26 protein-coding genes are annotated in these 24,952 nt (G+C 42.2%); 21 read left to right on the top strand and 5 right to left on the bottom strand.

All coding sequences use genetic code 11. The features are described 5' to 3' along the window. Positions 1-5 precede the first annotated feature (5 nt). From ACX0G7_RS19965 to ACX0G7_RS19955, 3 genes are read left to right on the top strand one after another with little or no spacing between them, the layout of a single operon-like run. Entirely contained in the window at positions 6-1,058 is a 1,053-nt protein-coding gene (locus ACX0G7_RS19965) for an AIR synthase family protein (protein WP_458925291.1), read from the top strand. Continuing rightward, a complete protein-coding gene (locus tag ACX0G7_RS19960; RefSeq protein ID WP_458925290.1) occupies positions 1,055-1,714 on the top strand; it encodes a thiamine phosphate synthase in 660 nt (219 codons plus the stop codon). The genes ACX0G7_RS19965 and ACX0G7_RS19960 overlap by 4 nt, the downstream gene beginning before the upstream one ends. Continuing rightward, positions 1,711-1,935, top strand: a complete 225-nt coding sequence (locus ACX0G7_RS19955; RefSeq protein WP_458925289.1) for a Trm112 family protein — start codon at positions 1,711-1,713, stop codon at positions 1,933-1,935. Before ACX0G7_RS19960 ends, ACX0G7_RS19955 begins: the two co-directional genes overlap by 4 nt. Before the next feature lie 114 nt (positions 1,936-2,049). Here the strand turns inward: ACX0G7_RS19955 and ACX0G7_RS19950 are convergent, their stop codons facing one another. Next, the gene (locus ACX0G7_RS19950) at positions 2,050-3,993 is read right to left on the bottom strand and encodes an FAD-dependent oxidoreductase (RefSeq protein WP_458925288.1); all 1,944 of its coding nucleotides are present in this window, start codon (positions 3,991-3,993) and stop codon (positions 2,050-2,052) included. Between the two features lie 444 nt (positions 3,994-4,437). Between ACX0G7_RS19950 and ACX0G7_RS19945 the strand changes: the two genes are divergently transcribed. The 13 genes from ACX0G7_RS19945 to ACX0G7_RS19885 all read left to right on the top strand — a co-directional run bounded on the left by ACX0G7_RS19945 (position 4,438) and on the right by ACX0G7_RS19885 (position 13,594). Then, positions 4,438-5,625, top strand: a complete 1,188-nt coding sequence (locus tag ACX0G7_RS19945) for a LacI family DNA-binding transcriptional regulator (protein ID WP_458925287.1) — start codon at positions 4,438-4,440, stop codon at positions 5,623-5,625. A 52-nt stretch (positions 5,626-5,677) separates the two neighbouring features. Further along, positions 5,678-5,953: an alginate export family protein gene (locus ACX0G7_RS19940; RefSeq protein WP_458925286.1), complete on the top strand. Its 276-nt coding sequence runs from the start codon at positions 5,678-5,680 to the stop codon at positions 5,951-5,953. A gap of 263 nt (positions 5,954-6,216) precedes the next feature. Beyond that, the gene (locus tag ACX0G7_RS19935) at positions 6,217-6,792 is read left to right on the top strand and encodes a Crp/Fnr family transcriptional regulator (protein ID WP_458925285.1); all 576 of its coding nucleotides are present in this window, start codon (positions 6,217-6,219) and stop codon (positions 6,790-6,792) included. A 152-nt stretch (positions 6,793-6,944) separates the two neighbouring features. Further along, on the top strand, positions 6,945-7,598 hold the full coding sequence (locus ACX0G7_RS19930) for a hydrolase (protein ID WP_458925284.1): 654 nt from the start codon (positions 6,945-6,947) through the stop codon (positions 7,596-7,598). A 108-nt stretch (positions 7,599-7,706) separates the two neighbouring features. Then, entirely contained in the window at positions 7,707-8,063 is a 357-nt protein-coding gene (locus ACX0G7_RS19925; protein WP_458925283.1) for a nuclear transport factor 2 family protein, read from the top strand. 15 nt (positions 8,064-8,078) lie between these two features. Next, the gene (locus ACX0G7_RS19920; protein WP_458925282.1) at positions 8,079-8,960 is read left to right on the top strand and encodes a pirin family protein; all 882 of its coding nucleotides are present in this window, start codon (positions 8,079-8,081) and stop codon (positions 8,958-8,960) included. Between the two features lie 10 nt (positions 8,961-8,970). Next, positions 8,971-9,834: an SDR family oxidoreductase gene (locus tag ACX0G7_RS19915; protein WP_458925281.1), complete on the top strand. Its 864-nt coding sequence runs from the start codon at positions 8,971-8,973 to the stop codon at positions 9,832-9,834. A gap of 44 nt (positions 9,835-9,878) precedes the next feature. Continuing rightward, on the top strand, positions 9,879-10,178 hold the full coding sequence (locus ACX0G7_RS19910) for a GNAT family N-acetyltransferase (protein WP_458925320.1): 300 nt from the start codon (positions 9,879-9,881) through the stop codon (positions 10,176-10,178). Positions 10,179-10,186: 8 nt separating this feature from the next. After that, entirely contained in the window at positions 10,187-10,402 is a 216-nt protein-coding gene (locus ACX0G7_RS19905; protein ID WP_458925280.1) for a (4Fe-4S)-binding protein, read from the top strand. A 140-nt stretch (positions 10,403-10,542) separates the two neighbouring features. After that, on the top strand, positions 10,543-11,523 hold the full coding sequence (locus ACX0G7_RS19900; protein ID WP_458925279.1) for an alpha/beta hydrolase: 981 nt from the start codon (positions 10,543-10,545) through the stop codon (positions 11,521-11,523). Positions 11,524-11,566: 43 nt separating this feature from the next. Then, complete coding sequence (locus ACX0G7_RS19895; RefSeq protein WP_458925278.1) at positions 11,567-12,535, top strand: zinc-dependent alcohol dehydrogenase family protein; 969 nt, start codon at positions 11,567-11,569, stop codon at positions 12,533-12,535. A gap of 159 nt (positions 12,536-12,694) precedes the next feature. After that, positions 12,695-13,144, top strand: coding sequence for an SRPBCC family protein (locus ACX0G7_RS19890; protein WP_458925277.1), 450 nt, complete (start codon positions 12,695-12,697; stop codon positions 13,142-13,144). A gap of 60 nt (positions 13,145-13,204) precedes the next feature. Continuing rightward, a complete protein-coding gene (locus ACX0G7_RS19885; protein WP_458925276.1) occupies positions 13,205-13,594 on the top strand; it encodes a RidA family protein in 390 nt (129 codons plus the stop codon). Between the two features lie 171 nt (positions 13,595-13,765). On the opposite strand, the gene ACX0G7_RS19880 is transcribed toward ACX0G7_RS19885, so the two are convergent. Both ACX0G7_RS19880 and ACX0G7_RS19875 read right to left on the bottom strand, forming a co-directional pair. Then, the gene (locus tag ACX0G7_RS19880; protein ID WP_458925275.1) at positions 13,766-14,320 is read right to left on the bottom strand and encodes a hypothetical protein; all 555 of its coding nucleotides are present in this window, start codon (positions 14,318-14,320) and stop codon (positions 13,766-13,768) included. A gap of 140 nt (positions 14,321-14,460) precedes the next feature. Then, positions 14,461-15,474, bottom strand: a complete 1,014-nt coding sequence (locus tag ACX0G7_RS19875) for an NAD(P)-dependent alcohol dehydrogenase (protein WP_458925274.1) — start codon at positions 15,472-15,474, stop codon at positions 14,461-14,463. Positions 15,475-16,113: 639 nt separating this feature from the next. On the opposite strand from ACX0G7_RS19875, the gene ACX0G7_RS19870 reads away from it, so the two are divergent. From ACX0G7_RS19870 to ACX0G7_RS19860, 3 genes are read left to right on the top strand one after another with little or no spacing between them, the layout of a single operon-like run. Then, on the top strand, positions 16,114-16,962 hold the full coding sequence (locus ACX0G7_RS19870; RefSeq protein ID WP_458925273.1) for a peptidyl-prolyl cis-trans isomerase: 849 nt from the start codon (positions 16,114-16,116) through the stop codon (positions 16,960-16,962). Further along, entirely contained in the window at positions 16,959-17,951 is a 993-nt protein-coding gene (locus ACX0G7_RS19865; RefSeq protein WP_458925272.1) for a HupE/UreJ family protein, read from the top strand. The genes ACX0G7_RS19870 and ACX0G7_RS19865 overlap by 4 nt, the downstream gene beginning before the upstream one ends. Before the next feature lie 37 nt (positions 17,952-17,988). Further along, positions 17,989-19,887 carry a DUF3604 domain-containing protein gene (locus tag ACX0G7_RS19860; RefSeq protein ID WP_458925271.1) on the top strand — a complete coding sequence of 633 codons (1,899 nt, stop codon included), beginning with the start codon at positions 17,989-17,991 and terminating at the stop codon, positions 19,885-19,887. A gap of 34 nt (positions 19,888-19,921) precedes the next feature. On the opposite strand, the gene ACX0G7_RS19855 is transcribed toward ACX0G7_RS19860, so the two are convergent. Next, the gene (locus ACX0G7_RS19855) at positions 19,922-21,076 is read right to left on the bottom strand and encodes a BamA/TamA family outer membrane protein (protein WP_458925270.1); all 1,155 of its coding nucleotides are present in this window, start codon (positions 21,074-21,076) and stop codon (positions 19,922-19,924) included. 359 nt (positions 21,077-21,435) lie between these two features. Next, positions 21,436-22,500 (bottom strand): SMP-30/gluconolactonase/LRE family protein, encoded by a 1,065-nt coding sequence (locus tag ACX0G7_RS19850; protein ID WP_458925269.1) that lies wholly within the window; start codon positions 22,498-22,500, stop codon positions 21,436-21,438. A 517-nt stretch (positions 22,501-23,017) separates the two neighbouring features. Between ACX0G7_RS19850 and ACX0G7_RS19845 the strand changes: the two genes are divergently transcribed. Both ACX0G7_RS19845 and ACX0G7_RS19840 read left to right on the top strand, forming a co-directional pair. Continuing rightward, the gene (locus tag ACX0G7_RS19845; protein ID WP_458925268.1) at positions 23,018-24,016 is read left to right on the top strand and encodes an aldo/keto reductase; all 999 of its coding nucleotides are present in this window, start codon (positions 23,018-23,020) and stop codon (positions 24,014-24,016) included. Positions 24,017-24,025: 9 nt separating this feature from the next. After that, on the top strand, positions 24,026-24,922 hold the full coding sequence (locus tag ACX0G7_RS19840; protein WP_458925267.1) for a helix-turn-helix domain-containing protein: 897 nt from the start codon (positions 24,026-24,028) through the stop codon (positions 24,920-24,922). Positions 24,923-24,952: the final 30 nt, after the last annotated feature.

Here is a 24,952-nt window from a genome sequence, read left to right as displayed (position 1 = left end):
GGATCATGTTTTTATCCGGCAAGATAGAGAACGGCGCTTTAGATACACTCGTGCTTGCGCATTGCGGTCATCATCGCAGCGAAATGTTGACGGGCCCGGGTTTAGGAGTAGACGTGGCTGTGATCGATCTGGGTAGCGACCAGGCTCTTGCCATAACAAGCGATCCTTTGTCGCTGATCCCTTCGCTGGGTTTACAGGAGTCCGCCTGGTTGTCCGTTCACCTGATGTCAAATGATATGGCAACAACAGGCTTTGCGCCGATGTATGTCCAGATGGTACTGAACCTGCCTGTTACGTTGACCAAAAAGGACTTTACAATCTACTGGGACCATATTCATAAATACTGCAGTGAGATCGGGGTGACCATTACCGGTGGACACACCGGCGGGATCGAAGGCCAGAACTCGACGATATCCGGTGGAGGAACCATGTACTTAACTGCGCCAAAAAAGAAAATACGCGTTAGCAGCAATGCAAAGGCCGGCAACCAGATTATTGTCACTAAGGAATGCGGCTTGTCGTCGGCGGCTATCCTGGCCATGAGCTTCCCGGAGATTGTAAAAAACACCCTGGGTAAACAGGTTTATGAAGATGGGCACAACCTGTTTTATGAGACGTCTTCCCTAAAAGACGGATTGATTGCAGCGGATGTGGTGAATCCATCGCTGGAAGTGACAGCTATGCATGATGTAACAGAAGGAGGTGTACTGGGTGCCGTGTATGAAATGGCGATAGCTTCCGGTAACGGTGTTCGTATCTATAATGACAAGCTGCCGGTGAGTAACACTGCTGCAAAGATCCTTGATCTCTTTAAACTCGATCCCCGGTTTTGCATCGGCGCAGGTGCAATGATCATTGCTGCTGAAAAAGAATTTGCCGGCAATGTAGTGGATAGGTTGAGCCAACACGATATAAGAGCCACCGTGATAGGGGAGTTTACTAATAAGGAAGATGGTTACCAGTTAGTGAAGGAAGGCATTAATACGCCATTGCCTTTTTTTAGCAGGGACCCATATTGGGCCGCATTTTTCAACGCGTATAAAATGGGATGGAAATGAACCACATGTCAATAGCAACCGGGGGAGTGTACCTGGTTGTTAATCCTTCTTTACCGGAACAAGCGCTTATGAATAAACTGAAGTCATCGCTTGATGGTGGAATCAGTCTTGTTCAGATCTGGAACAGGTGGGAGTTATTTGCCCGCAGAACAGAACTCATATACAAGATCTGCGCAGTTTGTTCAGCATATGACGTGCCGGTATTGATCAACGAAGATTGGCAACTACTTCAGGAACTTCCGGAAATTGATGGAATTCACCTGGATAAAATCACCCTCGATATCCACTCGATGAAACAAATGATCAACCGCCCGTTTATCACGGGTATCACCTGCGGCAATGACACCAGCGTTGTAGAATGGGCGATTGAAAACCGGCTTGACTATATTTCTTTCTGTTCGATGTTTCCTTCCGGTTCCGCTGGCGCCTGTGAAACAGTCACTCCTGCAATTATCAATAAAACGAAGAACATGACTGAGATACCCATTTTTATCTCGGGTGGAGTTACGCCTGAAAACCTGTTAATGCTTGCACACACAATTAGATTTGATGGCGTGGCGGTAATAGGTGGCATCTTAAGTAGTGATGACCCACAGCAAGCGACCAAAGCGTATAAAGAAGCTCTCAGGAAAATTAAAGAAAATCACCACAAATGAAATTGAAAACCATAAAAAAGCTATGCTGTCCTTTTGATAAGCACGATCTCTTATTAGAAGTGTTTATCCAGGATGCCAGCCAGGATATTCTCGAAGGTATCCTCACTTGTGACACTTGCAAAAGAAAATATCCAATTGTTTATGGAGTGCCGATCATGACACCCGATGAATACCGTGAAGTTGGGTTGGAACAAACCCTGCTCGGCAATGGTAATGTTTAATTGAAATCCCAGTTCATAAGCTATTTCTGCAACCGTTAAATGTGATGTTGACAGATCCTTCCCATCTCAGCATTTCGAGGATTACAGTCTGCGTTGAATTGGCCGCGTACCTTGCTAAAAAGCTTTTAAGTCTGTTTCGTTGCCTGGTTTATTCAACAGTTGTTGCAATGTTGCAAGATGTTTGGTATATACTTCCCGTGGCGAAGCATTTTGTTTGATACAAATGGAAGCCGCCTTGCCTACTACTTCTCCCATCATTCCGCAGGTCTTCATTACTCTTACCGGGCCCAGGCCTGATTTTGTTACGCTGATACATCTGCCTGCCATAAACAGGTTGTTGATATTCCGGCTATACAATGTTCTGTATGGAGCCCAATACTCACCGCCATACTCATATTCAGCTCCACGGGTATAGTCGGCTACAAAGGCATTTCCCTCAAAACCTTCTTCATATTCTTTTTTTGGGGAATGAAGATCAACGTGCCAGGAACAGGGAAATGACGCATCCGGATACTTTCGTTGTTGTTTAAAGTCTCCGGCATCAAGTACTATATCGCCCATCAAACGACGCGATTCGCGTTTTCCAGCTATAAACGCTACCCAACCAAGCCTGTGCCTCGGATACATCTTATCGACATTTTTTAAAACGTCCCAGGCACCATACATGGCTCTGAAATTATGGTAGCGTATAAGTTCAATATCATTTACCTGATCTTTATCAAACCCACTTTCCCAGTACCACTTATTTGCAAATGCCTCAAGCCCCTCTTTTCCAAAAGTCTTTGTGCCTTTTCTGCCCGGGAAAGGTTTATCTGACAAATCTAAAGCCCATGGGCAACGAGGGAAAGGCTGGTCATAATCTCCCATTTCACATTGCATAGCCAATGCACTTTTGTCTTTGCACTCACATGCCAGTACTTCTTCCTTGTTGGAGGCATCCAGTATATTAAAAAGATTAGTGCTTCCCATTAAATTTTCCACCTTGTATTCATAGTCCGCACCAGCCTTGTAGCCGATGGTAGCGTCGCCGGTGCAGTCTGCAAACAATGTTCCATTCAACCTCTTTTGCATTGCGGTACGGGTGCTTTGAATGACTACAGCTTTTATTGATTGTCCTTCAGTTTCGACCTTTATAACCCTGTGATTGATAAAGAGTGTTATGTTAGGTTCCGCTTTAACTTTCCGAAGCTTAAGTTCATCATCATAATAGTTTGCAGCCACGCCATTTAATACCTGTCCCGCTTCTTTTTTTATTGGGGGTAAAATTTCATTAACAATGTCGCCGATATGTGGGTATAGGCTTTTATTTGTATGACCCTCTGGCCATACACGTACCTCGGAACTACCATTTCCTCCAAGCACCGGTCTATCTTGCACAAGGGCAACCTTGATTCCATTCCGGGCGGCCGAAATGGCGGCACAGGTTCCTGCTAAACCACCACCGGAAACAATAAGATCAAACTTTCCTCCTTCTCCTGGCTGTTCGGGAAGGCCAAGAAGCTTGCGCCGGAACTTTGTTAAGGAGGCAATATCATTTGTTGGCTTAAAATCACCATCCTTGCAAAATAAGATGGCCTCGCAGCGACCTTCAAAACCAGTTAAATCGTGCAGCGCCAGGGAAGCCTTTTTGCCAACCTTTATAATGCCACCATCATGCCAATGCCAGGTTGCACTTTTAGTTCCAAAGATCTCCTTGAGTGCCACACCATCTACCAAAAGCTGAAATTTGCCGGGAGCACCAGGTGCCTTCCACGGTGCTACCCAGTCGCGGGTACGAACCCAAACGCGATAATTACCTTCGGAGGGAAATTCAATATTTGTTGTTGCATCTATAACTGGTATTCCCAACCCATGAGCCAATAAATAGGGCGATCCCATTTGCTCCATCGATTGTTGATCTAATTCCCACCCACCAAGGTCAGCAAACTGTTCTGCTTCGATAAAAACATATTCACCTGCGGCTTTCTTTTTATCAGTACTGGCTAATCCCGGCATACTGCCTGCTAACAAGGCTAAGCTTGTGTTGCCAATCAGTCCAACAAATTGTCTTCTTTTCATCTTGCAAAAATTAATTATCAGGTGTATAATGATCTGGGTTTGCACCTTTAGCAAACTCCATTTGGTGTTTACCTGGTCACGAAAAAGTGTATCAACTAAAAAAATAAAAATCAATCCACCTATCTCTTTTTCATCCGGGTATAACTAAAGATATAGTGAAGAAGGTAATAATATTACGGGAGCTTACCCGATCAATTAATTTTACCTATCGAAAACGATTCCGCAATCATTTCCGATACTTGGACGTTTTCAGCATCATTGTGTTGAAACCGTGCAGCAAATAGCAAAACTAATGACCCGGTTTTAAAGTATCATTTGAACTATCAGGTTGCTAAATGTATAAATATTGATTTAGATTCGAACCCACGAAACGCTTTCATATGAACATTTGCCTATCGCAAATACTTGCGAAATCGTTTTCGATAGGTAATTAAAGTTTACCCCATGCCAAGAGTTGTTTGCCCGAGATGTTTAAAAGCCGAGACTATTCAAAGGTCTGGTATAGTTCGTAACAAGCAACGATTCTGTTGTAAGGACCGTAATTATCATTTCACGCTACATCACGAAAGCATCAAAACGAAAAAGAAGCCGAAAGTAAATACAGGTACCCAGACATCACTGTCAGATATTGCAAAAGCGATCGGAGTTTCGGTTTCTACTGTATCAAGAGCGTTAAACGATCACCCAGACATTAGCGAGAAAACCAAGGCCGCAGTCAAGAAAATAGCCCTTGAATTAGCATATGAGCCAAATGCATTAGCACTCAGCCTTGTGACCAGGTCTACTCATACGCTGGGTGTAATTATTCCAAATTTGCAGACTACTTTTTTTGCAACCATGTTAAGCGGCATTCAACGTGTAGCTTCACAAGCTGGTTTCCGTATTGCAATCAGTCAGTCAGATGATCTTCATCAAACAGAAGTAGCGAATGTGCAGGCATTGATGAATAATATGATTGACGGGCTTTTGTTCTGCCATTCGCTTGAGACCTCAACATTTGACCATATAAACGTTCAATTAAAAAAAAGGGACATCCCCATTGTTCAGTTTTACAGGGTAACGATGGAAGTTGAAACGCCGCGCGTTTTTTGCGAGGATGAAGAAGGTGCTTTCCAGGTAACAGCACATTTGCTTGAAAAAGGATGCAGACAAATCGGCCTGTTGCTTGGTCCGCCACATTTGATGATTTCAAAAAAGAGGTTGAAGGGATATAAGAAGGCTCTGAAGAAATTTAACGTGCCATTTAATGCGCGGCTAATCTCTAATGTTGATTTTAGCATGGCTCAAGTCTCCGTCGCCGTTGACGCATGGCTAAAAGACCCTGTTCCGGTTGACGCAATATTTTCAATTTCGGATAAAAGTGCAGTGCAAGTAATTCAATACCTAAAAAAACAACAAATCAAAGTGCCGGATACTGTTTGTGTTGCCGGATTTGGCAATGAATATACCGGAGAAATAATTGAACCACAACTCACCACTTTTGACGTTCGGACTTCGATGATCGGAGAAGCGGCCGCCAGGCTTTTACTGGAAAAGATCATTGGACAAAACAAAAGTTGCGAAAACGTTACAGTAAAAGGTACTTTGATCGTGCGGGATTCTTCAAAAAAACCACCCCCTGTTGGAAGCTAATGCCGGTTGTTTCTAAATTGTTTTTATTCCTACTTTTTACAGTAACTACCGGGTGTGGTCTCCTTGGAACGGTGGATATTTTGGAATGAATCCGCAAGTGGGTCCGGCAAATTTAATTTCCGTATATCCAAACTTCACGTGGACCCCCAAAAACAAACTGAGGCTTACAATGGATGTGCTAATCTACTGGCGCTACTCTACAGAGGCTGGTATTTATGCCCCAGGTGGTTCGTTCCGGTTGTCGGGATCCGATTCGAAAAAAAGATACATTGGTACAGCATACATTATGACTCTTACATGGAACATAAATAATTTTTCTGAACTATAACATCGGTGTACAATATTTTAAAACAGGAAGTTTTATCAATGAAGTAGTAGCCCTACATCAAAATGGCTTTTTTGTAGGCTCGGTATTAGGGTTTAATTTTTAACAGTGTTGTGCCTTACTGGTAAGGATAAACGTATGTTCGTCAATGGTGATATTCGCAAAGATATAGGAAAGGGAGGCGATGAAGTGGTTTTTACAATGAACAGGACTGGCAGTAAATCAAGATCAAAAAAATCACTAATTTAGCCAGTCAATTTATGCTCATGCATCCACTTCATGCTTATCTCAAAACCTATGCTTCAACTTCAATCACAGATGAAGACTTTCAATTTATCGAAAGCCATTTTACCAACAAAAAAATAAGGAAAAGACAATACTTTTTAGAAGAAGGTGGGATATGTAAATACTTTGCTTTTATCATCAAAGGAGCTATGCGTAAATATTATTTAGATGACCAGGGGAAAGAACATGTGGTAGACCTTTATGTTGAGCATTGGTGGGCAGGTGACCGTGAAAGTTATGTTATGTTAACACCCAGTATTTATTACATAGAAGCTTGGGAAGATTGTGAATTGATGCTCATTACAAATGAAAATAAAATAAAATTGTGTAGTCAATTACCTTCCTTTAATGAGTTCTTACTAAGGCTTGACGAAAAAAATAATATTGCAACACAAAAAAGAATAACCTCTGCCATCAGCTCTTCTGCTAAAGTTCGTTATGATGATTTCGCAAATTCCTATCCTGAATTTCTACAGCGCTTTCCTCAACATGTTATTGCCTCTTACCTGGGAATTTCAAAGGAAACGCTGAGCCGTGTTCGTAGCCAGGTTTCTTAACCCAGGCTGCCTTGGCTACATATTGTCATCCTTAAGGGCGTTACATTTTATATCTGTTGACATTTGTCAACATTTTTTTTTGTCATTTATCATCGTTTCCGGCATCGGATTCCATGCAACTTTGTGGGATTAAGCATTTAAAATTAAAAACGATGTCAAAAAATCCACCCACAGGGCTTGCCGGTCTTCTTCGTCCTGAAGATAGTATAGTTGTACTAATCGACCACCAACCTTTTCAGGTTGCTAATTTACATAGCCATGAACCCACTATGATTATTAACAACACAATAGGGCTTGCTAAAGCTACAAAAGTATTTAAGGTGCCAACTATTCTTACTACTGTTACCGAAGAACGGGGAGGCTATATCATTAAAGGTATTCAGGATGTATTCCCGGAACAAAAACCGATTAACAGAACATTCATCAATACCTGGCAAGATCCTGCAGTTACTGATATAGTAAAGGAAAGCGGTCGTAAGCAATTGATATTAGCAGGCTTATGGACAGAAGTTTGTGTTGCGATGCCTGCAATTCAGGCTATGGGAGAGGGTTATGACGTATTTGTTGTTACAGATGCTTGTGGTAGTGTAAGTCCTGAGGCCCATGATATGGCTGTTCGTAGAATGGTTCAGGTAGGTATCGTGCCAATCAATTGGTTAGCTGTAGTTTCAGAATGGCAACGTGATTGGGCTCGTCTGGAAACAGCAACTCAATTGGGTCCTGTTTTGTTTGATCATGGTGGCGGAAGCGGTGTTGCTTTAGCCTGGGAATGGCAGTTACTTGCTACAACGCCTCCAAAACAGTAATGGTAATCAGGTATACTTAATACAGAAAGTATTAAACCAAAGACTGTCTTCGGTTTTTGAAAGTCTTTGGTATCTCCTTTCAACCAATCTGCTACATAAAATATATTTATGAATACTGATTTAGTTCTTTTAATGGAACAAAATTTAATTCAGGTCTGGAGTGAAAGAGACGCTTCCAATAGAATGAAATCCATACATGCCATCTATGCTGCTGAAAGCACACTATACCATGTAGGACATCAGACCACAGGGTATGCCGCTATCAATGAAAGCGTAAATAATGTTCTGGCTAATGTGCCTCATGAGTTTAACTTTTTTCAATTAAAGCCAGTGGTTATCAATAACAATGCAGGCAGGCTGATTTGGGGACTGGGGCCTGCTGTAGATTCAATTGTTGCAACAGGGATGGATATTGCTGTCTTTGAAGACGGGAAAATAAAATCATTATATGTATTCCTGGATTAATTTAAAATTGAAGAGATGAAAAAGAAAACCAGTTTTTCAACAAAAGGGCATAGAGCCGATATAGGAAACCTGACAATTTATAGAATATTAGCGAATAGATATGCCGATGCTGTTGGACCATTTGTGTTTTTAGATCACGTCACGCAACAAACCAGGGCGTCTTCTATGAAAAGGGGGACTGGTGCACATCCACATCGTGGCATAGCTACCTTGAGTTACATCATAGAAGGCGAAGCTGAGCATTTTGATAGTGCAGGAAATTATGCGAAAGTCCGTTCCGGTGGAATTCAGTGGATGAAAGCCGGAAATGGGATTATTCATGATGAAACGCTGAACATTGATTCTAAAACAGGAAGTAATTATATCCATGGGTTTCAATTCTGGATTAATCTCCCTTCAAAGAATAAAGTTGAAAAGCCAGAATACCTGGCAGTTCAAAGTACTGATGTACCACAAAAAAAAATATTAAATGATCGTGGTTGGATAAAAGTAATAGTTGGTAATTACGAAGAATTGAATGCTATAATACCAAATTATTCTAACCAATTTATATATCATATTCAACTTCAGCCGGGCAAGAGCTTCACTATTTTTTTTGATGAACTGGTAGAGGTTGCTGCATTCTTGCCGGGGAATAATGCGACGATTAATGAGGTTGAATTCCATGCAGGCGAGTTCATAGAATTTGACAGAAATGCCGGGGACATAGTGATCGAAAATAAACTGCAGGAAGTTACGGACATCTTTCTATTTGGAGGAGAAACTTATAAAGAGCCTATTGTGGCTGAAGGCCCATTTGTAATGAACAGTTCTGCTGAAATAGCAGAGGCTTACCGGGACTTTCATGCCGGTAAATACGGGAGAATCAGTTATCAATCAGGTGAATCAACAAATTAAAAATAAAAAAATGAACAAAAAGACTGTAGTGATCACAGGAACCAACAGTGGATTTGGATGGCTTACGGCCCAGAGTGTAGCCGCATCAGGGCATAAAGTGTATGCTACCATGCGGGACACCAATGGCAAGAACGCCGCTAAAGCAGAAGTCTTATCACAGGTAAAGAACGTAACTGTTTTGGATGTTTCGCTGACTGACGAAACAAGTGTGAAAAATGCGATTGATACCATATCAGCTAAAGAAGGAACGATCGATGTATTGGTAAACAATGCAGGTGCTGTGATTTTTGGTGTTGCTGAAAGTGCTACAAGCGAAGATGTACAGCGCATGTTTGATATTAATGTGATCGCCCCCTGGAGAATGATGAAACTGGCATTACCCTACATGCGTAAACAAGCCGAAGGTTTGATCATCAATGTTTCGAGCGGGTGGGGCAGATTCGCTGCTCCTTTTTCTGCTGTATACGCCGCTTCAAAGTTCGGCCTGGAAGGTTTGAGCGAAGGTTTGCACTATGAATTACGGCCGTTGGGTGTTGATGTAACCATTATCCAGCCAGGTGCTTATCCAACTGAAATGTCTCAAAATGTGCAGTTTGGCGCCGACACATCAGTTGTTTCCGGTTATCAGTTGATAGCAGATTTCCCAAATAAAATGGGTAGCGCCCGTGCTCAGCTGATTGAAACCGCAAATCCTGATCCACAGGATGTCGCAGACGCCGTTGTCGGGCTGATCAATATGTCTAAGGGACAAAGGCCATTAAGAACAGTTGTTGACCCAACGACAGGAGAGTTTGTCAAAAGGGCTAACGACGCTGTACACGTTGAGTACGTAAAAGCTTTAACAGCTTTTGGAATGAAAGGGTTATTGACGTAAATAAGTTAAGCCCTGTACAGTGTGTTGTTCAAGCATAGCCATATATTAAAAATGATACAATGGAAATACTATTAAAAGAAGAAAGCACCAAAGGCTTTGTGATGGCAAGGGAAAATAATCATCGGGCAGGGATCATGACCTATTCCGTTGCAGGACCATCATTAATTATCATAGACCACACCGAGGTTGAGCCGGCATATAATGGGAAAGGCGTGGGTAAACAGATGCTTTATAAAATGGTAGAGATGGCAAGGGAAAAAAATATAAAGATTATTCCACTGTGTCCATTTGCGGCATCTGTGTTTAAGCAATCCGAAGACATCAAAGACGTATTAAAAAATTAGGGATCACGATGGAAACAGTCAAACATTATTCAAAAGAAAATTTGACGGTAATATGGAAGCCGGCAAAATGTATTCATTCTGGTGTATGTGTAAAAACGTTACCAAAAGTTTACGACCCCAAAGCCACACCGTGGATTAAAACAGAACATGCCTCGCTGGAGGATTTAAAGAACCAGATCGATGCTTGCCCATCCGGGGCATTAAGCTACATACAAAACCAATGATGGCAACCAGCCGGATTAGAATCGCTTAGCTTCATCTCCACCATTTAGTAAAGGCTTCTAACTATCAGAAATATATGAAACAGATCAGCGTATCAGTAACAACAATTTTGTTGGCTTTCATCCATTTAAATTTGACAGTCATGGCACAAACGATCCCCGGAGAAAAAGACCCGAACATTTCAAAAGACACACGAGTATTTTTAAAAGCACTCAACAGTGGAGGTGGCCCGCCATTGGAAAAGCTGTCACCCAAAGATGCCCGCCAGGTTCTTATCAATGCACAAAAATCCGTGTCTTATGACTACAGCGATATTGAAGAATCAGAACGAGCCATTACGCAGGATGGTCTAACAATCACCATCCACATCATGAAACCCAAAGGAGCCAAAGACAATCTCCCGGTTTTTATGTTTTTCCAGGGTGGCGGCTGGGTACTGGGTGATTACCCAACACATAAACGTTTAGTCAGGGATTTAGTAGTGAAAAGCGGTGCGGTAGCCGTCTTCCCCGATTACACGCCAACTCCCGATGCACAGTTTCCCGTAGCCATCAATCAGGCTTATGCTGCTACAAAATGGGTTTCTGAAAATGGTAAAGAGATAGGGGTTGATGGATCCCGGTTGGCAGTTGCAGGTAACAGCGTGGGAGGAAATATGTCGACTGTAGTGGCATTAATGGCGAAAGAAAAAAAAGGACCAAAGCTGGTTTTTCAGCTTTTGTTATGGCCGCTTGTTGACGCAGATATGAGCCGACCATCTTATCAGAAATTTGCACAAGGCAGGTTCTTAACTACGCCAACCATGAAATGGATGTGGGATATGTATCTGCCTAATCCTCAGGACAGGAAACATAAATACGTGTCTCCAATTAACGCCACGCTGGAAGAGTTAAAAGGATTGCCACCCGCATTAATTCAGGTTGCAGAAAATGATATCTTATATGATGAAGGAATTGGGTATGGTCGCAAACTGGACGAAGCAGGTGTAGCCACTACTGTTGCCGTTTACACGGGAATGATCCACGACTATGGGATGTTGAATCCTTTGTCACATATTCCTGGCGTGCAGGAGGCATTGAGCCAGGCTTCAGCTGTATTGAGGGACGCTTTGTTCGGCAAGTAAGATAATTTTCTGTCTTTTGATTCCAACCAGTAAATGCATCATCATGAAAGCAGCTATTTTGAATGAGTTCGGATCTTCCGAAATTTTTCAAATCATAGAAATACCAACGCCTGCTCCACAATTTCAAGAGGTTTTAGTGAAGGTTCTTGCCACTTCGGTCAACCCTTTAGATTACCAGGTCCGCCGTGGAGATTATAAAAATGAATTGACCTTACCTGTTATTACAGGACATGATATCTCTGGTGTAATTGTGGAAATTGGACCAGGAGTAAAAAATTTTAAAGTTGGTGATGCGGTTTATTATTCCCCTGAAATTTTCAATGGGCAAGGAAGCTATGCACAATATCATAGTGCTCACGAATCTATCATTAGTCTAAAACCCGTGAACATAAGTCACCTGGAGGCAGCAACGCTTCCATTAGCTGCGGGTACCGCCTGGGAAATGCTTGTTACAAGAGCTCAACTTAAAATTAACCAGACAGTATTGATTCACGGAGGTGCAGGTGGAGTGGGAATACCAACTATTCAGATTGCTAAAGCCATGGGAGCAACTGTATTTACAACGGCAAGAAAAGTTCACCACCCGTTTCTATTGGAGTTGGGGGCTGATTATGTCATTGACTACAAAAATGAAGACTACATTCAGGCTATTCATCAATTAACCGGCAATAAAGGGGTAGATGTAGTTATTGATACCATCGGTGGCAATACTCTTTCTGAAAGTGGAAAAATACTTAATCAACTGGGCCAGGTAGTAACTATAGTCGATATTGAGAAGCCACAAAACCTTATTGATGCCTGGGGGAAAAATGCAACCTATCATTTTGTTTTTACACGACAAAATAGAAACAAACTGGAGGAACTCACTAAACTTGTAGAGAGCAAAAAACTGAAAGCCATTGTAACCAAAACCTTTTCTCTATCCGACATTGGTAAAGCTCATAACCTTTTGGAAACAAAAGCTGGTGATGAGAATATGTACGGTAAGATAGCTATAGAAATGGAACATTAACTGCTTTAATCAAAAGGGAAGGCATTTTACAAAATTGAAAATCGTATGCAACAGGCCGTTTAGTTGCTGATTAAGTGAACCTAAGTAATGTGGGTTGAAAAATGCATTCGGTGGTTCTACTTGAATACGACTGAAATTAGAAAATAGACGTCATTTGCAATGGAACTTAACACACAAATCATAATTAATGCCACACCTGGTCGGGTCTGGGCAGTATTGACGGATTTTGAAAATTATCGAACCTGGAATCCTTTTATTATAAGTATCACTGGGGAACCAAAAGCCGGTAGTCAAATCAAAGTTACCGTTTTGCCGCCACAAGGTAAGAAAATGACATTCAGACCAACTGTATTAGTCTTTGAACACAACAAAGAATTTCGCTGGAAAGGAAGATTGTTTTTTAATGGTTTATTTGACGGTGAACATCAGTTTGAACTCGTTGATAACGGAAACGATACCACTCTTTTTTATCATTGCGAAACGTTCAAAGGACTACTGGTCCGTTTATTCAAAAACCAACTGGAAAACAATACTAAGAAGGGCTTTGAACTAATGAATCAACATTTAAAGAAAGTTGTGGAAACTAATAACAGTTTGGAATTACCGTAAGGAGGATCATGTTAATCATTTAGTAAATGTGATGTATTCATAGAATTCAAAATCAATACAATGGAAAAACGTGTAATAAACCCCTGGACCTGGCAAAGGGAACGTAGTTACCACCAGGCGGTCGAAGTAAGAAATGTAACAGGAACGCTTTATGTTTCCGGGCAAACGGCCATCAATGATGGAGGCGAATCAAGTACCGCTGATATGAAAACCCAATTGGAGTTGGCGATTAACAATTTGGAGCAAGTAATTAGCCAGGCAGACTATCATTGTAAAAATATTGTGCGCCTTAACATTTACACCACTTCTACCAAAGATCTTTGGCCGCATTTCCACATACTGCAGAATTGGGTCGAAAAACAAGGCATGGCACAGGCTCTAACGCTTTTAGAGGTTGTAAGTCTTTTTGAAACCCTAACCGTTGAGCTCGAAGCGACTGTTGTTAAATGAGTTGATCAATCTACATCATGCATTATGATAATGAACAGCAGGAATATGCAGCAACGACTTCCTTTTGGAATAGTTTTTAAAGCACAGTTTCAAAAAATGATGCAGAGAAAATCAATCTTCTGTATGCCCACCTTCAGATAGCCGGCCAGGTGCTGATCGCTGCCGTAATCCTCAGCAACCTTGATTTTTGCTAAAGTCCCGTTTAAAAAGCACCTCACCATTTCGCTCAATATAGTCGCCTGATATAATCAAATAGGGGTGATTGGGGGAATACCCGGCGCTGCGGCTTCTTAGGATTATTTCGTCGTTGACTTTCAGGCTATTTAGCTGCTGAAATTCCTTAGGGCTGAATTGCATCATGTATTCTTCCTTATTAATCCTGACTATAAGCCATTTGATTGCTGAGGATTTCCCGGTGCGGCGAAAAGTAACGGAGGTTACCACTGCCTCCATACTGGTAAACGCCTTTATCTGCTTCCTGATTTTATCATGACTGGCATACACTTTTTTACCTGCAGGCGAGGCTTCCCATTTTTTGTACCATAAACCGTCAGGCGAAGCCTCCCATTTTTTCCTCGCATCCACGCCGGCAATGCTGTCAGCAACAGTCAAAGGCCTGGGGGATGGTTTAGGCTCTTTTTTAACTTCGCGGTTAGCAAATACCAGTCCGCTCACTACAATCAGCGGTAAGATCAGCACATAGATCGTTTTGTTCTTATTTTTCATATCGTTTCAAATTGATTGAGCGAAGCTAGTCTGATATTTATCGGACTGGTTGATTTGACTGTAAATAAAAATGTAAATACTGTAAATAAAATGTAAACCGGATAACGTTTAACGCCTCTGGCGCTCTTTCGGACGAGCGGTTACAAAAATTCCTGGTCATAAGTAATAATTACATTACCCTTTTTCTGTCCGGACATCACATACTTATAGGCTTCCCTGATCTCGCTTAGCGCATACCGTTTGTCAATTAATGGACGAAACTTGTCTTTTTCAATTAACTCGTTGATAAACGCCATACTGCGTTTTATGGAGAATGGAATCGGGAACTTTACCTTTTTGCCCTTTGTAAATGGAGCAATCAATGCAAAAAATGCGTTCTGCCAGTAGGGCCCAGGTTCAGAAGAAATGTAAATGCCATTTGGTTTTAAAAGTGGCTTGCATCTGCCAAATGTGCTTTTGCCTACCGCGTCAAAAACATAGTCAAATTGCTCGTTTAGTTTGGTGAAATCTTCCCTCGTGTAGTCAATCACATGATCCGCACCCATCGATTGCAAAACAGGGACATACGGTGTTTCGCACGTAACAGTAACATGCATACCTCTATACTTCAGCATTTGCAAAGCTGCATTGCCAATCGCGCCGGTTCCCCCATTTATCAGTATTTTATCATCCTTTGTTAGTTTCAATTTGTCTAGAAAATAAAAGGCATAATGCGCTCCCTCCAGGCTTGCTGCTGCTTGTTCATAGGTAATAGCAGCCGGTTTTCGTAATATTGCTTTCTTGATTGATACACACAGATAGCTTGCGTGCGAACCAATCCCTTCATCAAAAAAGCCATACACGTCATCACCAATATCGAACTCATCCACCGAGTCTCCTTTTGCCACAATCAACCCGGAAAAATCAGAACCAGTTGTTTCAAGCCTGGGTTTGATTAACCCGGTGAATAACCTGATTATCCAGGGTTTCCCGGTAAGTACTCCGCAGTCTGTCCGGTTAACCGTAGTGGCTTTTACTTTTACCAATATTTCACCTTTTTTTGGCTGTGGTATCCGGTCACTGGTTTTGATTGTCAGCACATCAGGTGAGCCATATTTAGTCCGGGAAGCTGCTTTCATCTTATTATTATAAATTTTACTGGATTTCGTTTTCATCGCCAGGTATTTTATCCCCGGCTGGGCACCACGCTAAAGCCACATGGAAGTATGACCTGTCGCTCGCTTCCTCATCAGCTATTGTTCGTTGACCTGGAAGTAACGGTAAAGCTTTGTGAATAAACTTCGGAAGATAATCCTGGCTCAAATAAAAAGTGTATTTCTGTTTTCATGAAACTGCAGGTTCACTTTGAAAAGCAAATGAACTCAATGATCTGCAAAAATTTATTGACGTTGGTTAAGATACCAGGGTTACGTTTTTTAATCTCAATGCATGCCCGAATTCGCCGTTCCAGAGGCCAGTGTGATTTTTTTTGTAAATAATTATAAAAATTTACAGATTTGAGTACAAAATTTCCGCATTTTTTTACAAATGAGGTTTATCCTTGTCTGGTTTTATGAGGGATGGGTTAGCTGCCGCCATAGTCTTTATGTAATGCCCGCCCCTTCGAATCAACCAGGTTATCTTCTCAACCTCCAGGCTATCCTCTGTTTAGTACACCAATCAATGCTTGCTTAAAGTTTGCCATTCACTACTTCGTTAATAGTGTTTGGACCTTTTTGCTTTTTCAAAAACCTAATTTATACAGGGCCATAGATACATTTTTAGGGGTTATCAATCAATTTCAACGAATGTTTATGAAAAAAATCTGGACAGAACCACTTGTTCATTTCCTGTTACTTGGGTTAATTATATTCCTGATATCGGGTTGGATTCAAAATCAAAAGAAACAATCCGATAGTACCATTACGGTTGACAATGCAGCAGTCGGCAGAATAGCTCTTTTGTACCGTATGCAGCACAATGCCATTCCTACCAAAGATCAATTGGATGGAATGGTAGAACAATATATCAACGATGAGATGATGTATCGTGAAGCGAAAAAAATGGGACTTGATGAAGATGACGAGATTATAAAAAGAAGACTAATCCAGAAATATGATTTTCTGAGTCGGGATGTCAAAACTTTAGGAAAGCCAGGCGAAAAGGAATTAAAAGCCTACTATCATGAAAACTCCGGATGGTTTAAGGATTCCACGCGCGTCAGTTTCAAACATATTTTTTTCAGTAACGATAAAGAAGGCGAGCATGCTGCTGTTGCCAGGGCATCGCAACTATTGACAAAAATCCAGTCTGGAGAGATACCTCATCCTCAAAATTGCGGCGACCGTTTTGCTCTTCAGCAGGAATACAATGAAATAGACCTGTTAGAGGCAAAGCAGCTGTTTGGCAATAGCGTCTTTGCGAATACATTGTTCCGGCAGCCTGCCGGAAAATGGTATGGACCTGTGCAGTCAGGCTACGGCACCCACCTGGTACTGATCACGAAACTTCGCCCAGCGGCTCTCCCGGATTTTGCCAATATAAAAGAACAGGTGATGGAACGATACCTGCAGGAGATGAACCGTGCGCAGAATATGCAGTTTATGGATGAATTAAGAAAGAGGTACCTGGTACAACGTGATTATTTAAACAACGGGAAGTGAAATATTTAACAATAATCATCTTTTCTTTTGGGTTGTTGATTCATGGTACATCCATTGCACATGAACTCCGTCCTGCTTATTTAGAAATAACTTCGCCCGTTGCCGGTGTATGGAAGATTTTGTGGAAGCAGCCAATAATTGGTGACGTGGCGATTGCTATTCGTCCTCAAATCAGTAATAATTGGCTTGAAGATTCAACCGGGGCCATTTCTCATACAGAAACTTATTTGTTGAAAGAATGGAAGATTCATGCTCCTCCAGGTGCGCTTACAGGCGAGGTGATTAACATTCCGGGTTTGGAAAAAACGATAACCGATGTCTTATTACGGATACGGTATGTTGATGGAACCACCATTACAACATTGATCAAACCCGGTAATCCCAATTATAACGTGATGGCAAATGAAAAATCAGCCATTACGCTGGCAGCCTATCTACAGTTGGGAATAGAACATATACTGTTCGGCATAGACCACCTGTTATTTGTCTTAGCGTTATTGTTATTGGTTGCAAATCGAAAAAGTCTGTTGTTTACAATTTCTGCCTTTACACTAGCGCACAGTATAACGCTGGCATTAGCCAGTTTAGGGCTGGTACATCTGCAACAAGCCGTGGTTGAAGCTATCATTGCCTTAAGTATTGTATTTGTTGGTGTTGAACTGATAAAACATTACCAGGGTCAAAATGGTTTCACCTATAGATATCCATGGGTAGTAGCATTTGTTTTCGGCTTACTACATGGTTTCGGTTTCGCTGGCGCATTAGCTGATGTCGGTTTGCCTGACCAGGATGTTCCCCTCGCATTATTACTATTTAATGTTGGTGTAGAAGTAGGACAATTATTTTTTGTTGGGATTGCTGTGACTATTGGTTGGCTGTACATGAAGTGGAATCCAATAATTGGGAAAAAACTCCAATGGGGTATTGCTTATGGTATTGGGTCAATGGCGGCCTATTGGTTTATAGAAAGATTAGTAACAGTATTTTAAAGCAACACGACTTAACCAAAATATAAATCAGTTATTTATGAAAAGAGTGGCAGACGCAATTAAAATTCTTTTGATGGTAACAGTATTTCCCTGTCTTCAGTCATGTAACAATGATGGCGGAAAGCAATCAGCTGCTGACAGCACTGCTCAGGCAAAATCAACTTTAGCCGAAGTTGTTCCACCGCCCAATCCTGATAGAAATTGCTATTTTGGTGACCTGCACCTGCACACTTCCTATTCAGCGGATGCCTTCCTTATGGGCGGGAAAGGCATTCCGGAAGATTCGTACAGATATGCCATGGGCGATACCGTTAGTTACTTAGGCCATACCCAGCAAAGGAAAGCTCCACTTGATTTTTTGGCTGTTACTGATCACTCAGAATATCTCGGCATTATGTCATTGATCCCCGATCCTGACGGCGAATTTAAAAATACCGATTGGTACCGGCGTTTCACGAGCACCGACAGAAAAGTAAAAGACACAACATACCTGATGCTGGTGCAATCCCTTTTTGACAATAAGCCTTACCCTGAATTTATGAAAGGGGATTTGTTGAGATCTAACTGGCAGAAGGTTATTGCTGCTGCAGATAAATATAATAAGCCCGGTAAGTTTACGGCGCTGGTTGGGTTTGAATGGACTTCGGCTCCCACATTTGAACCCGGCAAGGGACAGAACCTGCACCGTTGTGTGATTTTCAAGGGAAATAAAGTTCCGGTACTTCCTTTTTCTTCTTTTGACTCGCAGGATCCTGAGGAATTATGGACCTACCTTGAAAATGCCAGGAAAGAAGGGGATGATGTAATAGCGGTTCCTCACAATGGAAATGCCAGTAATGGGTTGATGTTTGATACCAAAACCCTCACGGGGAAAGCCCTTACCAAAGAATATGCGTTAAGACGAATGGCAAACGAACCCCTTACAGAGATCATACAGGGCAAGGGTCAAAGTGAAACAAACCCGGCCATTTCAAAAAATGATGAGTTTGCCAATTTCGAATTATGGGAAACACTTGTAGGCAACGGGACAAAAGCAAAGTTTATGAAAGGCAGTTATCTAAGGCAGGCTTACGGGGTGGGACAGGAATTACAGGAGAAAATTGGTGCGAATCCCTTCAAATATGGGATTGAGGCCGGTACAGATTATCACAGTGGCCTGAGCTCTACAGAAGAAGGTAACTATTGGGGTTCGCATGGAACCACGGACGATCTTCATGCCGATCCTGGATTCGTATTGAATGACACTGCTACGTTTTCGGCAGGCGGTGAGAGTACGATTGTAATAGGTGCCGGGGGGCTGACGGGAATCTGGTCAGAACAGAATACACGCGAGTCGCTTTTTGATGCTTTAAAACGGAAGGAGTGTTTTGGTACCAGTGGGAGTCGTATTAAAGTTCGGATGTTTGCGAGCCGGAATTACGATCCAGGAATTGTTGACGCGAATGATTGGGTGAAACAAGCTTATGCTGCCGGCGTTCCAATGGGTGCAGATTTACCACAGGGAAACGGTAATCCAAAATTTATAGTCCAGGCTGTCAAAGATCCTAATTCAGGAAACCTTGACAGGATACAAATAGTGAAAGTGGCGACAAAAAAGGGGAAAACGACAGAGCAGGTGATTGATATAACCTGGAGCGACAACAGAAAGAAAGATGTCAAAACAGGAAAAGTGCCCGCGGTGGGTAATACCGTAGATCTCAAAACTGCTACCTATACCAATTCAATTGGCGCTGCCGAGTTAATTGGTTTTTGGGAAGATAAGGATTTTGACCCTTCGGCCTATATCACTTATTATGCAAGAGTCCTGGAGATTCCAACACCCCGGTGGAGTACGGTTCAGGCTGTACGTAACGGATATGCGCTCAATAAAAAAGTTCAACCGTTTATACAGGAACGAGCCTGGACAAGCCCGGTTTGGTATGTGCCCTCGAAATAAATGTTACCGATATTCGTATAACCGTGAAGATCGTCTAAAACGCTTCGCCCGTAAAAAAGTAAAACCCGATGCCTTCTTTTGTGATGCCGACATCAAAGCGGAGGAATATATCTTTTTTGGGAAATAGCAAATAACGCAATCCGGCACCACCGGCCAGTTTAAAATTGTCGAGTCTGAAACTACCGGGTCCGGGCGCCACTGCGGCTGTTCCAAGAAAAGCGGTTGCGCCTATACGTTTGCTGAATGAAAATGGCAGCAGCCGGTACTCTACCTGTGATGCCAGCATGTTTTTATCACGGAACCGGCCATAATAGTAGCCGCGCATCATTATTTCTCCCCCCATCAGCGCCATCTGGTTAAACGGCACATCGCCGGTGTAAACATTGCCTGTAAACTGTACCGCCACCACGTTCTTTTTTGTAACCGGGAAATAAGCACGCACGTCGGCATTGATGCCGGTAAAGCTGGAAGTTGATGCCAGTTTATTTGAATAAGATAAAACACCAAGTTCCGCGAACAAACCTTTTCGCACATTCAATACATTATGCCGGTTGTCATAGACCAGTGCGGCACCCAAACCAAGATTTGATGAACCATCGCTCCCGGGTGGTGTTTCTTTGATGGGGTCATCCGCATGGTGCTCCACGTTTGTGTTGAACAGGTTCTGGTAGTCGACCTCGGGCCCAAGGAAAAGATTGGGTTTGATTTTACGGAGTACTCTTTGTCTCAAAATAAAGTAATTAGCATCTATCACCGCAGGATGTTCCTCTGGTGCGTCCGGGCCAATGCCATAATACAACAACGGAAATTTCTGGAACCTTGTCCGGCCAAGAATGAACCATTTGTCTTTATCGCCATAGATGGCATTGTCGAGCCAGATGCCGTACTGGCTTTGCATGGTGAAAAAGCTGAAAGCATTGATCTCGCTGATACGGTTATTGGTATCTTTTTTTGCCTGGAACAGGTACAGGGTAGAAAATCCGATCTCGAGCTTTGTTTCCGGGGAATATGCCAATGTCGGGTATATGCGGAAACTTGATTGCCCGGGATCGGTGGTGTCGATCAGGGAATGATGTACGATCCATCCCATGGTTTTTTTCAGCACTTGTGCCTTGACGGGATGAATAGAAGTGAAGAGGAAAAGAAAGAAAACGATCTTCAGGTGTGGTAGGGTAGGGTAACATTTCATAGATAGGGGTTCGTCGTCTCCTGTTCTCAGATCTTTGTCTTATTTAACTTCTGGTTTTATGCGTTTTTTTATTCTGGGACAAAACTACGGACAGGAACCTGATTATGCAACAGCTTCCTGGTACATGTCTCACTACAAAGCATCCACTCATCTTTTTTCTATATTCTGATTCAGGTTCGACAGAGATTTTTAACGCTCAGAAACACAAATCACATTTAAATTAATCCACCTGGAAAAATTATCGGATTGATTATAAAAGATAAAAACCAGGCAATGCCTGGACCATGGATGAGGATACGAAAGCCGGGTATTAAATAAGAGATTAAAAAACCCGGATCGCAGACCCGGGTTTCGGTACTTTAAAATTTCTCAACTCCCTTTACTTTCATCTTTACGGCTGTTATCCTGTCCACCGGACCTGTAATAAATAATGTTTTTTCATTCTGGCCGGCAAAAACATTGTTTGTTGCCCCGCTGCCGGTAGCAATATTCAAAATTTTGATTCCCGCCTGGTCAAAAGCAGTAACCCCTAAGCTGTTGCTTATGTAGATGTTTCCTTTTTCATCCATCGACATACCATCTCCGCCCATATCGATAAACTTCTTCATGTTGTTGAGTGTGCCATCAGGTTTGATGTCAAACACCCAGGTGCCGCCCAAATTGTCACCCGCCCATTTGTTTACATACAGTTTTTTTCCATCGGGGGTTCCCACAACACCATTTGGCCATGAATCAGATTCCCATCCCATGGCATCGGTTGTTACCCTCACAAGTGTTTTTGCACCGGGTGCCAGATAATAAACATAGCCACCTTTGCCGGTTGGGGCTTGTTCGGAATGGGTGGGGGGCCAGTTTGCGTTACCAATACGGCGGGGATCATTTGCATCCCAGTATCCTCTTGGAAACATGGGATCAGTGATATACATACCCCCGGTAACAGGATTGATCCATACGTCATTTGGGCCGTTCAATAGCTTGCCGTTATAATTATTTATCAAGACAGTTTTGACGCCATTCGGTGAAATTTTCAATAATTCACCATGCATGTCTGCACAGGCAATAAGGTCGCCGTTTTTATCAAAGGCCATCCCGTTTGATCGACCCGTGCCGGTTAAAAAAGTGGTGACTTTACCCGAAGATGCGTCCCATCTGTAAATTTTATCATTGGGCTGGTCTGTAAAAAATACATTTCCCTTTTTATCAACTGCAGGACCCTCAGTGAAGCTATAACCTTTGGCCAGTGTGTCCAGGCCCTTCTGATTCGGTGAGATCAGGCAGAATGGATCGTAAAAAGCAGATCCCCCAGTCTTAGGATCCCGTGGAGGGCACTCATTACAGTCTTCCGGGTGTCTATAATCTTTTTTACAGGAATAAAACCCAAGGGAACATGATATTCCCAGCAAAAAGAATAGTACTCTTTTCATAGCAAACAATTGTTGGTTAAAAAAAAGATGTAAGAAATGTATTCAGGGGCACAGAAGGCTTCGGGCTTTCATTGAGGTAGTGCCAATAAAAAGGGGGTTCACAGGAATAATCTTCCTGCACGGTTTTCCAGATTTACACTGCTAAACAAAGTAATTATAACTACATGAGAAAAACTTCCGAAAAAACACAGCGCAAGATTTTGAACATCATCGAGAAGATCAGTAGGACAACATCCCGCGGGAGAAACTGCCATCCGGACACTTCCTGCGGATTCACAAATCATTCATCATCGCGTTGGATAGGTTTCCGGTTAGAGTGCCACCCAGGTAATCGTCCACAACAAGGTATTTCCTTCAGGAAGAGTTGTTAAACTATTGTTGTTGAAAATACTTCAATCCAAAACCCGGTAGCTATATGGGTTGTAATCCCTGATTTGCATACATCTTTCAGTGATTTGAATACACCGGTTAATGTGTTCTTAACGAATTTTGATTTCTTAAAATTAATGATACGATAATGAAAAAAACAAATTTAGGAAGTGAAGGCCTGGTTGTGCCAATTATAGGTTTGGGCTGTATGGGTATGACGGGCTTTGAAGAAGGAAATATGTATGGCAAGGCTGATGAGCAGGAAGCTATTGCCACCATTCATCGATCCCTTGAACTGGGTGGCAACTTTTTAGATACTGCCGATCTGTATGGTCCTTTCAAAAATGAGCAGTTAATTGCTAAAGCAATAGATGGTAACAGGAGCAAATATATCATCGCGACAAAATTCGGTTGGGAGATAGATGATAACAATAAAGTGACCTGGGCTATCAATGGCAGGAAAGAATATGTCAAAAAAGCGGTAGAACGTTCTTTGAAGAACCTGAACACAGAGTATATCGATTTGTACTATTTGCACCGCCTTGATAAAAGCACCCCCATCGAAGAAACCATTGAAGCGATGAGTGACCTGGTGAAGGAAGGAAAAGTGGGTTATCTCGGACTCTCAGAGGTATCTTCAGAAACCGTAAAACGGGCACACGCTGTTCACCCGATAACGGCGGTACAAAGTGAATATTCTTTATTTGAGCGTAGAACAGAAGAACGTGGCATACTGAATACTTTGCGGGAACTTGGGATAGGTTTTGTTGCTTATTCACCCTTAGGACGTGGTTTTTTAACCGGGCAGATCCGAACTATAAACGACTTACCGGAAAATGATTTCCGCCGGGCAATTCCCCGTTTCCAGGAAGGTCATTTTTATAAAAATATCGAACTGGTTAAAGCAATTGAGGCTATGGCCAAAGAGAAAAACATAACCTCATCGCAGTTGGCACTCGCCTGGATAATAAACAAGGGTTTCTTACCCATTCCGGGCACTAAGAGAAAAGAATATTTAGAGCAGAACATAGCGGCTACCGAAATTGAATTAAACGAACAAGATTTGTCGAAACTCGAAAGCATTGTGCCGTTGGGAACTGATACCGGTAAACCATACGACGAGTTTAGTATGGGGCTGATTGATTAAATTAGTATTATGAATGCGATCTCATCAGTCTCAGAATTTCATCGTTTACTCTCTTTACCTGAGCCACTGCATCCATTGGTAAGCGTGATAAACCTCGCCGAAAGTGTTTTCCTGGAAGATGATGTATGGAAAGGTTTTGTGAATAGATTTTACTGTGTTGCCCTTAAAAGGGGAGCCAAAGGTAAAATAAGATATGGTCAGCAACATTATGATTATGATAAGGGTGTTCTGAGCTTTACTGCACCTAACCAGGTTCAATACCTGGATCTTAACAACGTAGAATGCGGATCGGGATACCTCCTTATTTTCCATCCCGATTTTTTGCTGGCCCATCCTTTAGCCAGCAAGATTGGCACTTACAACTTCTTTTCTTATGCGGTAAACGAGGCGTTGCATCTCTCTGCAGCTGAAGAAGATGATCTTATTACAATATTGAATAAGATTGATAAGGAATGCCGGCATATTGATAAATATACCCAGGAGATTATCCTGTCGCAGATTGAGTTGTTGCTCAATTATTCCAATCGGTTTTACGAGCGACAGTTCATCACCCGGAAAAACCACAATCATCAACTGCTTGCCAAATTTGAACGCCTTATTGAGGAGTATTTTAGCAGCAGTAAAACAAATCAACCCGAACTATTAACGGTACAACGCATGGCCGAACTCATGAACCTGTCTCCAAACTACCTGAGCGATCTACTCCGCATGCACACCGGGCAAAACACACAACAGCATATACATCTGAGGTTAATAGAAAAAGCGAAGGAAAAACTGTCAACTACCAATTTGTCGGTAAGCGAAATTGCATACGAATTAGGCTTTGAACACGCACAATCATTTAGTACGCTTTTTAAGAAGAAAACCAGTTTGTCACCTCTTGAATTCCGGCAGTCATTTAACTGATCAGTATGAGATAGTTATAGAGCGTGTTGG

This window comes from Flavitalea antarctica (assembly GCF_054461535.1).
The sequence above is the reverse complement of the archived record's forward strand: the minus strand, read 5'-3'. Positions and strand labels throughout refer to the sequence as shown.

Excerpts from the sequence above, each read along its gene's own strand:
- ACX0G7_RS19965 (WP_458925291.1), top strand. The coding sequence starts at position 6 with ATGTTTTTATCCGGCAAGATAGAGAACGGCGCTTTAGATACACTCGTG.
- ACX0G7_RS19960 (WP_458925290.1), top strand. The coding sequence starts at position 1,055 with ATGAACCACATGTCAATAGCAACCGGGGGAGTGTACCTGGTTGTTAAT.
- ACX0G7_RS19955 (WP_458925289.1), top strand. The coding sequence starts at position 1,711 with ATGAAATTGAAAACCATAAAAAAGCTATGCTGTCCTTTTGATAAGCAC.
- ACX0G7_RS19950 (WP_458925288.1), bottom strand. The coding sequence starts at position 3,993 with ATGAAAAGAAGACAATTTGTTGGACTGATTGGCAACACAAGCTTAGCC.
- ACX0G7_RS19945 (WP_458925287.1), top strand. The coding sequence starts at position 4,438 with ATGCCAAGAGTTGTTTGCCCGAGATGTTTAAAAGCCGAGACTATTCAA.
- ACX0G7_RS19935 (WP_458925285.1), top strand. The coding sequence starts at position 6,217 with ATGCATCCACTTCATGCTTATCTCAAAACCTATGCTTCAACTTCAATC.
- ACX0G7_RS19930 (WP_458925284.1), top strand. The coding sequence starts at position 6,945 with ATGTCAAAAAATCCACCCACAGGGCTTGCCGGTCTTCTTCGTCCTGAA.
- ACX0G7_RS19925 (WP_458925283.1), top strand. The coding sequence starts at position 7,707 with ATGAATACTGATTTAGTTCTTTTAATGGAACAAAATTTAATTCAGGTC.
- ACX0G7_RS19920 (WP_458925282.1), top strand. The coding sequence starts at position 8,079 with ATGAAAAAGAAAACCAGTTTTTCAACAAAAGGGCATAGAGCCGATATA.
- ACX0G7_RS19915 (WP_458925281.1), top strand. The coding sequence starts at position 8,971 with ATGAACAAAAAGACTGTAGTGATCACAGGAACCAACAGTGGATTTGGA.
- ACX0G7_RS19905 (WP_458925280.1), top strand. The coding sequence starts at position 10,187 with ATGGAAACAGTCAAACATTATTCAAAAGAAAATTTGACGGTAATATGG.
- ACX0G7_RS19900 (WP_458925279.1), top strand. The coding sequence starts at position 10,543 with ATGGCACAAACGATCCCCGGAGAAAAAGACCCGAACATTTCAAAAGAC.
- ACX0G7_RS19895 (WP_458925278.1), top strand. The coding sequence starts at position 11,567 with ATGAAAGCAGCTATTTTGAATGAGTTCGGATCTTCCGAAATTTTTCAA.
- ACX0G7_RS19890 (WP_458925277.1), top strand. The coding sequence starts at position 12,695 with ATGGAACTTAACACACAAATCATAATTAATGCCACACCTGGTCGGGTC.
- ACX0G7_RS19885 (WP_458925276.1), top strand. The coding sequence starts at position 13,205 with ATGGAAAAACGTGTAATAAACCCCTGGACCTGGCAAAGGGAACGTAGT.
- ACX0G7_RS19880 (WP_458925275.1), bottom strand. The coding sequence starts at position 14,320 with ATGAAAAATAAGAACAAAACGATCTATGTGCTGATCTTACCGCTGATT.
- ACX0G7_RS19875 (WP_458925274.1), bottom strand. The coding sequence starts at position 15,474 with ATGAAAACGAAATCCAGTAAAATTTATAATAATAAGATGAAAGCAGCT.
- ACX0G7_RS19870 (WP_458925273.1), top strand. The coding sequence starts at position 16,114 with ATGAAAAAAATCTGGACAGAACCACTTGTTCATTTCCTGTTACTTGGG.
- ACX0G7_RS19860 (WP_458925271.1), top strand. The coding sequence starts at position 17,989 with ATGAAAAGAGTGGCAGACGCAATTAAAATTCTTTTGATGGTAACAGTA.
- ACX0G7_RS19855 (WP_458925270.1), bottom strand. The coding sequence starts at position 21,076 with ATGAAATGTTACCCTACCCTACCACACCTGAAGATCGTTTTCTTTCTT.
- ACX0G7_RS19850 (WP_458925269.1), bottom strand. The coding sequence starts at position 22,500 with ATGAAAAGAGTACTATTCTTTTTGCTGGGAATATCATGTTCCCTTGGG.
- ACX0G7_RS19845 (WP_458925268.1), top strand. The coding sequence starts at position 23,018 with ATGAAAAAAACAAATTTAGGAAGTGAAGGCCTGGTTGTGCCAATTATA.
- ACX0G7_RS19840 (WP_458925267.1), top strand. The coding sequence starts at position 24,026 with ATGAATGCGATCTCATCAGTCTCAGAATTTCATCGTTTACTCTCTTTA.